This is a genomic window from Nocardiopsis sp. iso_186, from assembly GCF_056173365.1.
The window spans coordinates 4,491,524-4,504,646 of sequence record NZ_CM149670.1; the positions used below are offsets into that span (position 1 = coordinate 4,491,524).

14 protein-coding genes are annotated in these 13,123 nt (G+C 66.9%); 7 read left to right on the top strand and 7 right to left on the bottom strand.

Translation table 11 applies throughout. The features are described from left to right. Positions 1-69: 69 nt before the first annotated feature. The 5 genes from AC0VYP_RS19720 to AC0VYP_RS19740 all read right to left on the bottom strand — a co-directional run bounded on the left by AC0VYP_RS19720 (position 70) and on the right by AC0VYP_RS19740 (position 4,640). Positions 70-282, bottom strand: a complete 213-nt coding sequence (locus AC0VYP_RS19720; protein WP_285757919.1) for a biotin/lipoyl-binding carrier protein — start codon at positions 280-282, stop codon at positions 70-72. Between the two features lie 71 nt (positions 283-353). Continuing rightward, a complete protein-coding gene (locus tag AC0VYP_RS19725; RefSeq protein ID WP_285757550.1) occupies positions 354-1,652 on the bottom strand; it encodes an HD-GYP domain-containing protein in 1,299 nt (432 codons plus the stop codon). After that, positions 1,649-2,929 (bottom strand): HD-GYP domain-containing protein, encoded by a 1,281-nt coding sequence (locus tag AC0VYP_RS19730; protein WP_475474304.1) that lies wholly within the window; start codon positions 2,927-2,929, stop codon positions 1,649-1,651. Before AC0VYP_RS19730 ends, AC0VYP_RS19725 begins: the two co-directional genes overlap by 4 nt. 791 nt (positions 2,930-3,720) lie before the next feature. Further along, positions 3,721-4,005, bottom strand: coding sequence for a mycothiol system anti-sigma-R factor (gene rsrA / locus AC0VYP_RS19735; protein ID WP_285757552.1), 285 nt, complete (start codon positions 4,003-4,005; stop codon positions 3,721-3,723). Next, positions 4,002-4,640 (bottom strand): sigma-70 family RNA polymerase sigma factor, encoded by a 639-nt coding sequence (locus AC0VYP_RS19740; protein WP_285757553.1) that lies wholly within the window; start codon positions 4,638-4,640, stop codon positions 4,002-4,004. The genes rsrA and AC0VYP_RS19740 overlap by 4 nt, the downstream gene beginning before the upstream one ends. A 520-nt stretch (positions 4,641-5,160) precedes the next feature. Here AC0VYP_RS19740 and AC0VYP_RS19745 point away from each other — a divergent pair. Then, positions 5,161-5,991: a methyltransferase domain-containing protein gene (locus tag AC0VYP_RS19745; RefSeq protein WP_475474306.1), complete on the top strand. Its 831-nt coding sequence runs from the start codon at positions 5,161-5,163 to the stop codon at positions 5,989-5,991. A gap of 79 nt (positions 5,992-6,070) precedes the next feature. On the opposite strand, the gene AC0VYP_RS19750 is transcribed toward AC0VYP_RS19745, so the two are convergent. Further along, complete coding sequence (locus AC0VYP_RS19750) at positions 6,071-6,931, bottom strand: SOS response-associated peptidase (protein WP_475471180.1); 861 nt, start codon at positions 6,929-6,931, stop codon at positions 6,071-6,073. A gap of 90 nt (positions 6,932-7,021) precedes the next feature. On the opposite strand from AC0VYP_RS19750, the gene AC0VYP_RS19755 reads away from it, so the two are divergent. Both AC0VYP_RS19755 and AC0VYP_RS19760 read left to right on the top strand, forming a co-directional pair. Next, positions 7,022-7,537: a DoxX family membrane protein gene (locus AC0VYP_RS19755; RefSeq protein WP_285757555.1), complete on the top strand. Its 516-nt coding sequence runs from the start codon at positions 7,022-7,024 to the stop codon at positions 7,535-7,537. 175 nt (positions 7,538-7,712) lie between these two features. Then, on the top strand, positions 7,713-8,420 hold the full coding sequence (locus tag AC0VYP_RS19760; protein WP_475471182.1) for a TetR/AcrR family transcriptional regulator: 708 nt from the start codon (positions 7,713-7,715) through the stop codon (positions 8,418-8,420). 127 nt (positions 8,421-8,547) lie between these two features. Here the strand turns inward: AC0VYP_RS19760 and AC0VYP_RS19765 are convergent, their stop codons facing one another. Next, positions 8,548-9,066, bottom strand: coding sequence for an OsmC family protein (locus AC0VYP_RS19765; protein WP_285757557.1), 519 nt, complete (start codon positions 9,064-9,066; stop codon positions 8,548-8,550). A 55-nt stretch (positions 9,067-9,121) separates the two neighbouring features. Between AC0VYP_RS19765 and aroA the strand changes: the two genes are divergently transcribed. From aroA to AC0VYP_RS19785, 4 genes are all read left to right on the top strand, one after another. Further along, positions 9,122-10,399: a 3-phosphoshikimate 1-carboxyvinyltransferase gene (aroA, locus tag AC0VYP_RS19770; protein WP_475471184.1), complete on the top strand. Its 1,278-nt coding sequence runs from the start codon at positions 9,122-9,124 to the stop codon at positions 10,397-10,399. Further along, entirely contained in the window at positions 10,396-11,487 is a 1,092-nt protein-coding gene (gene rsgA, locus AC0VYP_RS19775) for a ribosome small subunit-dependent GTPase A (RefSeq protein ID WP_285757559.1), read from the top strand. Before aroA ends, rsgA begins: the two co-directional genes overlap by 4 nt. A gap of 202 nt (positions 11,488-11,689) precedes the next feature. Then, positions 11,690-12,496, top strand: a complete 807-nt coding sequence (gene hisN / locus AC0VYP_RS19780; protein ID WP_285757560.1) for a histidinol-phosphatase — start codon at positions 11,690-11,692, stop codon at positions 12,494-12,496. A gap of 184 nt (positions 12,497-12,680) precedes the next feature. After that, positions 12,681-13,085 carry a hypothetical protein gene (locus AC0VYP_RS19785; protein ID WP_475471185.1) on the top strand — a complete coding sequence of 135 codons (405 nt, stop codon included), beginning with the start codon at positions 12,681-12,683 and terminating at the stop codon, positions 13,083-13,085. The last annotated feature ends 38 nt before the right edge of the window (positions 13,086-13,123 follow it).

The following is a 13,123-nucleotide window of genomic DNA, read 5'->3' on the forward strand; positions in this document are numbered from 1 at the left end:
CCGGACACCCAGGACGTCCGCGCCTCATGGCGTACACGATCTGTTGTGGCCGGCCGCGGGACGGTGATGCTAGTCCACCACGGCGAGCAGGTCCCCTTCCCGAACCACGTCGCCTTCGGAGACGACGAGTTGAACGAGCGTTCCCGGGTCTTCCACCAGGACGGGGATCTCCATCTTCATGGACTCCAGGATCACCACCGCGGCTCCCTCCTCAAGGACGTCTCCCTCAGCTGCGAGGACCTTCCAGACGTTGGCGACCGTCTCGGCACGGATCTCGACCATCGTGCGCCCCTCACTGTCTCCAAGAGCGTTCGCCCGGCGAACGCTCTTGGAGACGTACCCGCTGACAGCCTTCACCACCGCGATGCAGGTCGGTTCAGTACTGCGGAGAGGGCATCGACCACAGAGCCGTCGTACTCGTGGTCGGTGTCCATCCGCAGCCGCTGCAGGACAGCTGCGGTCCGATCGGCGTCCTTGGACTCTCCGACCAGGTCGTCGAAGGCATTGGTGACCTTGATGATCCGGCTCCCCAGCGGAGGCGGCCCGTCATCGCCGTCGCCCGCCGAAGGCTCGCATTGGCGCCGGACCAGCTCTGCGACGCTGTCCAGGACACCGGTCTCGCGGATCACGGCGGAACCGAGTTCGGCGATACGCCGCTGTTCCCGGGGCGCGGCCAGGACGGTGGCGCCACTGGGTATGGGGTCGCGCAACGACAGTTGACCGATGTCGTGCATGAGGGCGGCGTACTCCAGTTCCAGGAGATCGGACTCACGCATACCGAGCTCGCAGCCCACCGCTTGGGAGAGCTCGCTCACCCGACGGGAATGGCCGGTCTCGACGTAACCGCCCACCTCCGTGACCCGGGAGAGCGCCCGCACAGTCTGCAGGTAGGTGAGCCGGATTTCAGCGAACCGTCGAAACGCAACCTGGGTGACCAGCAGAGGGGCGGTGAAGACCAGAAGAGCGGCCAGGCCCATCACGTAGGCCGACAGCGCCATGAGGATGCCCGATGCGCCGATCGCCATCCCGATGGGGAGCTGGGCGCGCATCTCGTCCCGCAGGGTGACCCGAAAACGCGTGTGCAGCCGATCTGCACGGATCGCGGCAGCGGCCACCGAATCCAGGGCCCAGACCATCACCACGAGTCCGGCCATCAGCCCGAGCGAGACCCACCACAGCTCGCCCTCGGGTCCGACGAAGCCGACGATGGGCCGGAAGACAAGGGCGAGGACGGAGAGGCTCAACAGCCGTCTGGCGAGGTCCCCCCAGTGCGGTGATTGACCGACCATGATGTGCGGCAGCTCGCCCAGCAGCAGGCCGACTGCGACGACGGCAATGACCTGCCAGGCCGTGTGCGAGACCGACTCCGTACCGATCGTGATCAGGAACGCGTAGGCGATGGCGGCAGCCGAGGCGATGGGGGCTACCTCGCGGTGGCCGGGGAGAGTGATCCGGGCGAGTTCGCCAAGCCCTACCAGCACGCCGAAGGCGAGAGCGACCTGCGGCTGGTCGAATCCGGTGACGAGAGTGGCCAGCAGCGTCCCCACCGCCACGAGCACGGCCAGTCCGATGATCAGCGGCCGGGTCAGGCCGATGCGGTGCGGGGGGTTGGTTCGTGCGGGTGCCGGAGCGATAGGGGCGGCCTCTGTCATGATCTGGTGGTCTCCCCCGCGACCCGTACGGATGCTGCCGGGGCTTCGGGCTCGTGGTGGGTGACGCACTCGTCCTCGTCCGGTTCGACCAGGTCGGGGACTTCCCAACCCTCACGGTTGACGGCGCGTACCAGTGCCTCGACCATCCGGGGATCGAATTGGGTTCCGGCGCAGCGACGCAGCTCGATGATCGCGTCTTCGGCGGACCAGGCGGTGCGGTAGGAGCGGGTGGAGGTCAGGCAATCGAAGACGTCCGCGACCGAGACCAACCGGGCCGCCTCGGGGATCTCCTCCCCGGCGAGGCCCATCGGGTAACCGCCGCCGTCCATACGCTCGTGGTGATGCATGATGCCGGCGAGCGCCTCGTCCAGGAAGTCGATCTCTCGAACGATCTCGTAGCCGCGCATGGGGTGCAACTGGATGGCGGCGAACTCATCCTCGGTGAGTTTCCCGGCCTTCTGCAAAATCTTGGTGGGTACGCCCAGCTTGCCGATGTCGTGCAACATTCCCGCATAGCGCATCGTCTGGACCCGCTCGGCAGACATTCCGAGCTCGTCGGCGATCATCCCGGCGGCCTTGGCCACCCGCATGCAGTGGCCGCGGGTGTAGTAGTCCTTGGTCTCCACCGCCTGGCACAGTGTGGCCAAGGTGGAATCGTGGGCCCGTTGCTGGGAGACGTACTGGTCGAAAGCCCACCGGGCGATGAACAAAGGGATCAGTACCAGGAGCACCGCAAAGGGTCCCACCGCACCCCAGATGGCAGCGATGAACAGTCCGAGCATCCCGTAACCGAGCGAGGAAAGCTCCAGTGTGGCCAGAGGACGCCACATCACCCGCCGCGGCCGTTGGATACGGACAGCGCCCAAGCACCACAGCAGGCCGGCGACGAGCAAGCTGTTGAGCAGTGAGTAGGCCAGAACCGCGACAGCGAAGGGCAGCACGATCCACGGGAAGGCGTCTTCGTCGGGGACTCCGACACCTCCGCCGAGCATCTGGAACACGTGGCCTGCGGCGTAACCGGCAAAAGCAAACTGTCCGCCGTTGAAAAGGCGCTTGACCAGGTCCTGCCGGCGAAAGATCAGGCAGGAGGCAAAGCCCACGATCGCGGCTCCGACCGGCCCCACCAGTACAACCGCGGCGAGCGACGCCGACGAACTGGGCGAGATACCGGTTTTGCCTCTGTGGACCAGGGTGCTGATCGACTCGGCGACGACGAAGAGGACCGCCAAGAGGACGAGGGTGCCGGGGTCGATGCCGTCAAAGGGCCCCAGCACCATGACGGCGGTGGCACCAAGCACAACAAGGCCGACGTACAACCGCGCAGCCACTGGCAGGGCACGCAATTCCCGCTCCTTCTCGTCCTGATGCCAGCCGTTCCGTCATAGTTTCAGAGATTGCGCCCTACCACCAGGACCAGCCGTTGACTGTGGTGATGGCAGTGACGATCACATAGAACGCGTGTGTCGCGAAGATCCAGCTCATATCTTTGCCGCCTTTCCAGCACCGACCCTGCACATTGCCCCCGGGAACGATGCCACGAATTACCCCATACGGTGGATATAGCGGCTAGCTTAACGGCAGTTGCCAGGCGCCACATTCCAGCATCCCCAACTGGAGGCCAACCACGAGAAAGGAACGTCCCAGCGCTTTCAAAATGCGGAAATACGAATCCCATTCGTAATTTCCGGAGTCACTCTCCGCAATCAGATATTTTTCCTGAAATCAGCAATACCACTGATACACAGGGCTCGATTCGGTCGAACCACAACCATCGAGAGCTGCAACTATCACTGTGAGTAGTCGCCCATAACTTTTGAGTGAAATATCGGTCTGCTTGGAGCTTGGAGACCGTCAAACTCTAATTTACCTCTACCGCCGGGCGTGTCGGGTTGCACAGGAGGACAGCGGCGCACGGCAGTCGGGGTCGAAATCCGCAACCCCACCCTTCCGACATTAGCGGCAGAATGGGACACTAAGCCATTAAAGCAACGGCGACGGCCGGTGAACCGGTCGCCGCCGTGCTGCGAGTTCTTTTTATATCGTGCCAGAGCATGATTCGCGACAGGAACTACTCGACCCGGGTCTCCCTCAGCTCCATGTCCGCGCGCGCGGCGGCGAGCCGACCGAGGACCTTGCCACGCAGGTCCTCAGGAGCGGGGTCACATCCGCAGCACTTGGCAACGAGCTTCTTGACTGCCTCTTCGAGGCCGTATTCGCGCAGGCAGGGGCTGCACTCGTTCAGGTGTTGGCGAATATCGGCGCATCCTTCTTCGCCCAACTCGCCGTCGATGTAGTCGTAGACCTTGCCGAGTACCTCACTGCACGGCGTGGCGTGCGGTCCGTCGCAGGTCATCGCCGGTCCTTCCGAGTCGCCCCACCGGTCGCCGCAGCCATCGACGTGCGGGCGCCTGCGGCGTCGAAACCGCGCTCCCGAGCGTATTCCTGCAGCATAGAACGCAACTGGCGCCTGCCTCGGTGGAGCCGGGACATCACCGTCCCGATGGGGGTGTCCATGATCTCGGCGACTTCCTTGTAGGCAAAGCCTTCGACGTCGGCGAGGTAAACCGCGATCCTGAAGTCCTCGGGGAGCTCCTGGAGTGCGCGTTTGACGTCACTGTCGGGCAGGTGTTCCAGCGCCTCTGCCTCAGCGGACTTGAGCCCGGAGGAGGAGTGGGAAGCCGCCTGCGCGAGCTGCCAGTCCTCGACGTCCTCGGTTCCTGCCTGTTTGGGCTCCCGCTGCTTCTTGCGGTAAGAGTTGATGAAGGTGTTCGTGAGGATTCGGTACAGCCAGGCTTTGAGGTTCGTCCCTTCCTTGAACTGGTGGAACGAACCGAACGCCTTGGCGAACGTCTCCTGGACGAGGTCCTCGGCGTCGGCCGGGTTGCGCGTCATGCGCAAGGCAGCCGAGTAGAGCTGGTCCAGGAACGGCATGACATCCCGTTCGAACCGAGCCCCTCGCTCGTCGATGGTCTCCTGGCCCTGACTCAAGCCCGCCGGCCTCCTTGAACTGCGCTCCCGTGTGGCAATCGCACCAACACCATACGTCGGGAGGGAGCCGCGCCGCACACTGTTGACGGGCGGGGCGGGGGCCGGGCATTCGGCGACCAAGCCGCCGGTAGAAGCCGACATTGACCTGCCTTTGCTCTCGTTTGCGTACCGGCACCGCAGAGGGCGCCGGTGGGGTCCGGGCACCGGACCACCGAAGGTGACGTCGATGCCAACAACACCGGGACGGCAGTGATTCCTGTCCGTACCCATAGGCAGGCGGAAGGTCTCAGACGGCGTGTCCGCTGGTGGAGAAACTTTCCACCATGAGCTGTATCCGAGGCGTGCAGCGTGCAAAAGTGAGGGTAGAACTCCTAAAGTGGCGGCGCGCGGTCGGACCTCGACCTATCCGAGGGACGCCGGCCCCTCCGCGGATCATCCGCCATCGCAGGAAAGCCGGGCGCCGATGCTCGGTGACGGGAGAGGAGTGTGCGTGCGTCCGTCCTCCGGTTCCGCAGCACAGCTGGCGGTATCACCAACATCCACTGCACCCGCGGCCGACATCCCGGCCCCACGCCCTACGGCGGCGCATTTCGCCACCACCGACTCCCTGTCGGCTTACTGGCGCTTCTACTGGGCGGTAGCCGCCGCCCAACTCACACGCTGGCTTCCACGTGAACCCGGCTGCATCCTCGACCTCTCCGGTCCGGACTTTCGCAGTGCACCGCGCGCTGTTGCCGCCGGGCACGACGTCGTCACCCTGCTCCCGTCCGTTGAAACGGCCCCCCGGCGAACCCTCAAGCTGGTCAACGGTCACGCTCCCTCACCGAGACACCGTCAACCCGGGCGGCTGCGCTCGGTGGTGGGCGATTCGACCTTCCTCTCCGGATTTGCCAGCGAGGTCTTCGACGGGGTGATCGCCGACAACCGGGTCCTTTCCCAACACCTGGTCACCGAGGCGTCCCTCGCGGAGATCGCCCGCGTACTGCGTCCCGGCGGCCGCACCCTGCTGTGCGTCAACTCGGTGGTACTGGGCATGGCGTTGCTCGCCGAACAGGACTGCTGGCCCGAGCTCAGTTACGCGCCCAACGCGGACGTGCTGTTGGTTCCCTGGCCCGACGGAACCATCACCCGGTGCTTCACCGCCGAACAGCTCGCCGAACTCCTCACCGATGCCGGCCTGGAACTGGAATGGGTCAAACCGCGCACCGTGCTGTCGGCCTCCACCGTGGAGATGATGATGGACGGCGACCCCCGCGCCCTGAACCGTCTTGTCGAGATGGAACTGAAGGCGGCCAACTCCGACGACTACGTCGGGGTGCACCTGCTCGCCAGTGCGAGAAAACCCGGGTAGGAATTCGTGCCGGTTCGCCCCGCCAGGCAATGGCTGGGCGAACCGGCAGTGAGCATTTCCGGCCTCGGGCGGGTTTCGGTCAGAAAAGCGTGTCGGGTCCGGTGCTCGTCTCCGCCGTCCTGGGGGCGAGCAGGTCCGGCCCGTTGTTGCGAATGGTGTTGACTGCGTCATCGACCTCGTAGGCCGTGAGATCGGTGACCGGGGTGGCGGCCAACACCTCCTGGAGTTCGGCCTGCCCGGCATCAGCATCCAGCCACGTCTCCCAGTCGTGTTCCCCGACGACGACCGGCATCCGCTCGTGGATGCGCGCGAGTCCGGCCTCGGCCTCGGCAGTGATGACCGCGACGCTCCACAGCCAGGCCGCAGGGTCCTGTCCGGGGAGTTCGGGGTTTCGCCAGCGCTCGAAGATCCCGGCCAGGGCGAGGGGGCGGCCTCCCCCGTAGTGGACCGCGAACGGACGTTTCCCGGCCTTGGCCTTGCGTGCCTTGTGGTCGGGATCGGTGGCCGGGGAGGTGCCGGGGCGGGCCCCTCCCGGACCGTCCACCGTCAACAACTGCCACTCGTAGTAGGCGTCAGCGGGGATCAGGCAGCGACGGCGGGCGAACGCGTCGCGAAACGCCGGCTTCTCGGCGACCGTCTCGCTGCGGGCGTTGATCATCCGATAACCCACGTTGGGATCCTTGGCCCACGACGGGACCAGCCCCCAGCGCAGCGTGGCCAGGTGCTGGGGCCCGAGGCGCCGTGGCCCGGCCGCGGCAGGGGGGTGGCCCAGCACGGCGTAGACGTGCTTGCCCGGCGAGATGTTGTAGTCAGGGGCCAGTTCCTCCACCGGGGGCCATGTACTGGGCCCCGTTCTCGCGGCCGTGTCCGGGGGCTCGGAGAATCCGAACGCGAGCTGGAGCTGACTGACATCACGCGAAAGCGCGTACCGACCGCACATACCGCAAGTTTAAGTCGCGGGACAAGGGCGGTTCCGACTCGCCGGCGGGGAGGTGGATGTTCGGCTCCCAGGAGGGTAGAGCGATGAGGTATGGGAGTAATACGCAACCAGGCCCGGCGCCTGCTCGCCGCACCATTTCTGCTGGACGGGTTGGCGTCGCTGCGCGACCCCGCCCCTCGTGCCAAAGAGCTCGAACCAACCGTGCACCGGCTGTCCGCCCGCTACACCTGGCTTCCCGACGATCCCGAACTCGTGGTCCGTGTCCAGGGAGCGGCCAGCGTCCTGGGCGCGACGCTGCTCATAGCGGGGAAGGCCAACCGGTCCGCCTGCGTGCTGCTGGCGGCCCAGAGCGTGCCGACCCTGCTGGCCGATCTGCGCGCGGCGCGGGGCGGAGACCCTCAGGAGCGCAGTCGGCTGCGAGCCACCGCGGTCAAGGACCTGAGCCTGTTGGGCGCACTTGTCCTGGCCGCCACCGAGCCCAAGAAGCGACCGTCTCCGCTGCGCCGGGAGACCGAGCATGCGGTTGACCGCGCTCGCCGGGGTTCGGCACGTGTGCGGGCGAAAGCGGAACGGCAGGCCCGGGCGCTCGCAGCGCGGTCGCGCTAAATCACGGGTCCGACAGGCGCGCAGTACGGGTCCGGCGCCTGTCGGACGCATGCCTCGGCCAGCATGGACCGGATCAGCAGCGTGAACAACAATTGATCCCTTTATTTAAAGGAAATCAGCAAAAACGTGCCCTGTTACGCTGACTCGGCCCCGGAAACCCGCGGAAAGGGAACCCATGGCCCAGGACGCACCGCGCTCCCAGCCGACCCGACGCGAGCGCTATCGGGCACAGACCATACGGGAAATCAAGGAGCACGCCCTCCGCCGGCTCGCCGAACTCGGCCCCGACGGGCTCTCCCTCAACGCGATCGCCCGCGCGATGGGCATCACCGGTCCCGCTCTCTACCGCTACTACGCCAGTCGCGATGCGCTCATCGAGGCACTGACCGACGACGCCTACCAGGACCTCGTCCAGACGGTGCGCACAGCGGTGGACGGCGTCCCGGCCGGCGAGGCCGGAAACCGATTACGCGTACTGATGGAGGCGTTTCGCGGTTGGGCCCTGACCCAACCGCACCGATACCTGCTCGCTTTCAAAACACCGCTGACCGGAACCGTGCCCCCTCGTGCGGCGACACGTCATGCGAACAGCGTCGTGGCGGCGATCCTGTGTGCGGTGGTCCCCCACGAGTCGGACACGCCGGCGCGGTTCGCACCGGAGGGTCCCGGGGTGTCGCTGGAACAGGAGCGACAGGAGCAGTGGTTGACCGCCGGTTCGTGTGCAGGAGTGGACGGCCCCGTGCCGGCACGTGCCCTGTTGATCTGGTCCCGGATCCACGGACTGGTTGACTTGGAGGTGACCGGCCAGTTCTCGGCGTTGGGTCTGGATCCGTCTGCGCTCTATTGCGCCGAAGCGGCTGCCCTCATCGGCGAACCGGGCTGAACCGGCCCGGCTCTCATAGTGAAAAGGGCACGCCGATCGACCGTTTCAGCAATCGGCGCCGCCGCGGACCGGCCCCACCACCGAATGGCGCTGGCGGGCCTGGCCCCGAAGAACGTGCGGGAACCGCTCAGGAACGCGCCCGGACCACCGGTTCGTGCTCGACCGGGAAGTTCACCGAGCGCGCGATGAAGCACAGCTCCCCCGCCTTGACATGCAGCGACGTAGCAGTCTCGATCATCGACTCTTCAGCGACAAGCACCTGCGGGTGCAGCGTCACCCGGGTGAACTGCCCGGAACCCCCTGGGTTGGTGACCATGACCGCGGTTGCGGAGTCGCGATAGTCCAACACGTTGACACCGGCCATCGCAGCGACCGCGAAGTAGGACAGCATGTGGCACTGGGCGAGCGCTGCGACCAGCAGTTCCTCCGGATTCCAACATGACTCGTCTCCGCGGAACGACGGGTCGGCCGATCCGAGAAGCACCGGTTTGCCCTGGGCTTCGACCTCGTGGGACCGCTCGTATCCCCTGTAGCTCGCCGTTCCCGAACCGGTGTTGCCGGTCCAGCGCACCCGCACCTCGTAGTGGTGTTCCTTGGGCCTGATCCCCACTGTTCCTCCGCTCACCGACCTGTCGGTGTCCAGCATCGCAGCAGGACACCGGTTACCGTCGTCACACCTCGCTGCCCGATAACCTTCTGTCATGCCTGAATCCGCACCGCTGCTCTGGCCCGCGCCGACCGTTTCCGGCCCCGTGGACACCACGGTCAGCCTGCCCGGTTCCAAATCCATGACCAATCGCGCGATGATCCTGGCCGCGTTGTCGGAGACTCCCAGCGTGGTGCGCCGCCCTCTGCGAAGCCGCGACACCGACCTGATGGCGGCCGCCCTGCGCGCCATGGGAGCCGACGTGACGGAAACCGGGGCCGACTGGTCGATCACCCCTGCGCATCCCACCGGGCCCGCCGTCCTGGATGTCGGGAACGCAGGCACAGTGATGCGGTTCGTTCCCCCGCTGGCGGCACTGGCGCGCGGGGACGTGGCCTTCGACGGCGACCCCCGTGCCCGGGAGCGGCCGGTCGGGCCGTTGCTGACGGCACTGCGCGCCCTCGGGGTCAACATCGACGACGGCGGGCGGGGCGCACTGCCGCTGGTCATCCACGGCCGCGGAACGGTCCCCGGCGGTGTGGTCACCCTGGACGCGTCGGGTTCGTCGCAGTTCATCTCCGCGCTGCTGCTCAGTGGTGCCCGGTTCTCGGCCGGTGTCGAGGTGCGCCACGAGGGCCCGCCGGTACCCTCGCAGCCTCACCTGGACATGACGGTGGAGATGCTGCGCGCCGCGGGCGTGTCGGTGGACACCGGCACCCCTGATGTCTGGCGGGTGTCCCCCGGGCCGATCAAGGCCGTGGAGATCGAGGTGGAGCCGGATCTGTCCAACGCGGCGCCGTTTCTGGCCGCCGCGCTGGTCACCGGCGGAACGATGACCGTACGCGACTGGCCTCGGCACACCACCCAGCCCGGTGACGCCCTGCGCACCCTCTTCACCGAGATGGGCGGCGCGGTGGAGTTCACCGACAACGGTCTGACCCTGCGCGGTACCGGGGAGATCCGCGGCATCACCGCGGACCTGCGCGAAGTCGGTGAACTGACACCGACCATCGCGGCTGTGGCCGCGCTGGCGAGCACGCCGTCGCGCATCACCGGTGTCGCTCACCTGCGCAAGCACGAGACCGACCGCATCTCCGCGCTGGTCACCGAGATCAACCGGTTGGGCGGCGACGCCGAAGAACTGCCCGACGGCCTGGTGGTCAGGCCCGGGAAACTGCACGGCGGTGTCTTCTCCTCGTACGACGACCACCGGATGGCGACCTCAGGCGCCGTGATCGGCCTGGTGGTACCGGGAGTGGAGGTCGAGGACATCGCCACCACCGGCAAAACCCTTCCCGACTTCCCGGGCCTGTGGGCGGGGATCGTCTCGTGAGAGGCGGCCGCCACCTCGACGAGGACGACATCCGGGTTCGTGCCAGGGGCGGATCGCGCCCCCGTACCCGTACCCGTCCCAAGCACGAAGACGCCGAACTGGGATTCGTGACCGCTGTGGATCGCGGCCGCTACCGGTGCCTGGTCGCGGACCGCACAGTCGTGGCGATGAAGGCGCGCGAACTCGGCAAGGGCAGCATCGTCGTGGGCGACCTGGTGGCGTTGGTGGGTGACCTGTCGGGAACGCCCGACACGCTCGCCCGGGTGGTACGGGTGGAGGAACGCGACTCGATACTGCGCCGCACCGCCGACGACACCGACCCCGTCGAGCGGGTGATCGTGGCCAACGCCGACCAGTTGGTGATTGTCGTGGCACTGGCCGACCCCGAGCCACAGCCGCGGTTCATCGATCGATGCCTGGTGGCGGCCTACGACGCTGGCCTGGAACCACTGTTGTGCCTGACCAAGTCCGACCTGGCCGAACCGGAACCGCTCGTGACGGCCTACTCCGCTCTGGGGCTGGACTGGGTCGTAACGCGGAAGGACGAGGACGTGTCCGGGTTGCGCGATCGTCTCCTCGGCCGGGTGAGTGTCATGGTCGGTTCTTCCGGGGTCGGCAAGTCCACGCTGGTCAACCTTCTGGTTCCGGAAGCCCAGCGAGCGGTGGGCCACGTCAATGCGGTGACCGGGCGAGGGCGGCACACCTCTACGTCCGCCGTGGCCCTGCCGATCGGGGCGGTGGCCAGTACCGAGGGTCTGGCCCGGCTGCGCGCCGCCCGTGGCGCGGAGGACGGGGATTCCCGGCTCGACTACGGCTGGATCATCGACACTCCGGGTGTGCGCAGTTTCGGCCTGGCGCACGTCAATCCCGACGACGTGGTGGCGGGTTTCTCCGACCTCTCCGACGCGGTGTCGGAGTGTCCGCCGGGTTGCACGCACCTGGAAGGCGGCAACTGTGCCCTGGACACCTGGCTCGGCCTGGGACGCATCGATCCCGTTCGGGTCGCCTCTCTGCGGCGGCTGCTGACCAGTCGCGAGGCCGATCCTGGCGCGGACGCGTCACCGCAACGGCAGCCCGGGGGCAACTGACCTGACCACGTAGCAACCGGCGGTCGGCACGGATCCGCGTTCGCACAGGTCAAGGAGATCAGCGACGGTGTCGGCGCAGCGTGTCCGCCGACCAGGACGGGCGGCTGGGCACCCAACCGGGCATCCTGGATGCAAGATCCGCGGCCTCATCGGTGAGCGTCGTCTTCATGCCCTCTGAGCGGGAAGGGTAGCGTTACGCGCCATGGCGGCCTTTGATGATGACCTGCGTTTTGCCCATGTCCTAGCCGACGCGGCGGACGACATCGCTCTCAAGCACTTCCGTTCGCTCGACCTGAAGGTCGAGACCAAGCCCGACCTGACCCCGGTGACCGAAGCCGACCGGTTGGTGGAGGAGACGCTGCGCAACGTGCTGTCCCGGTCGCGCCCACGGGACGCGGTGATCGGCGAAGAATACGGCAACACCGGCAACAGCTCTCGCTGCTGGGTGCTGGACCCGATCGACGGAACCAAGAACTACGTCCGCGGCGTCCCGGTCTGGGCGACGCTGATTGCCCTCCTGGAGAACGAACGGCCTGTCGTGGGCGTGGTGTCAGCCCCGGCGCTGCAACGGCGCTGGTGGGCCGCTGAGGGCAGCGGAGCATGGACGGGGCGCAGCCTGCACAAGGCGACGCGATGCACGGTGTCGAAGGTTTCCAAATTGGAGGACGCCTCGCTGTCGTTCTCCTCATTGACCGGTTGGGAGGAACAGCAGCGGCTTGACTCCTTCCTCGGGCTCACCAGGTCGGTGTGGCGGACCCGTGCCTACGGGGACTTCTGGTCGCACGTGATGGTCGCCGAGGGCGCAGTGGACATCGCCGCAGAACCGGAATTGTCCCTGTGGGACGCGGCTCCTCTGCCGATCATCCTGGAGGAGGCCGGAGGGCGGGCCACGAATCTGCGTGGAGGGCACTACTCCAGCGGCGGCCCGCTGGTATGCACCAACGGCGCGCTGCATGACGCAGTGCTGACACAGCTCAACGGCGGACCGACACCACTGCGCCTGACCTGACCGGCATTCGATGCGATCGGGGCACGAGCGTAGTAATCTGCCGCTCGTGCCTCCCCTCCCCAGCTCTCCCTCCCCCCTTGCGCGCCCTGCCCGAAACGGCCCGCTCGCTCTCGTCGCCGCGGCTGTTCTCGCGTTGTGCGGGTGTGCTGCCAGTGACAACCCCACCTCCGAGGAGCTCGCCGAGATGCTGGCTCCGGAGAGGAGTGCGTCCGCCGAGAACTCGGCGGACCCTGAGTCCGATGAGCTTCGGTTCAACCAGGAGACGATGGCGTGTGCACCGCTGAAGAACAGCGGCGCAGAGGGTGCTTGGGAGACCTCCGCGCCCCGGGTCGTGGTCAGCGGGGACTCCGCCGAACTCGGGCTGCGCAACACCGAAGGGACGGGGGAGGTCCCCGTAACGGTGAGTGTGCGCACGCCAGGTGACGAGGTGCACGAGGCCACGGCGACCGCCAGCGGCACGGACTGGGTTGACGTGGTCTACCCGACCGGGTTCGAGACCGCAACGCCCGGTCTCTCCGACGGCACGTACACGGTGGTGTGGTCACTCGACGGCGCCGACTTCCTCTCGTGTGACGGCTTCGTCGGCTGACCTGATGATCGCGGCCCCTCCACGTCGTTCGTTTCCCG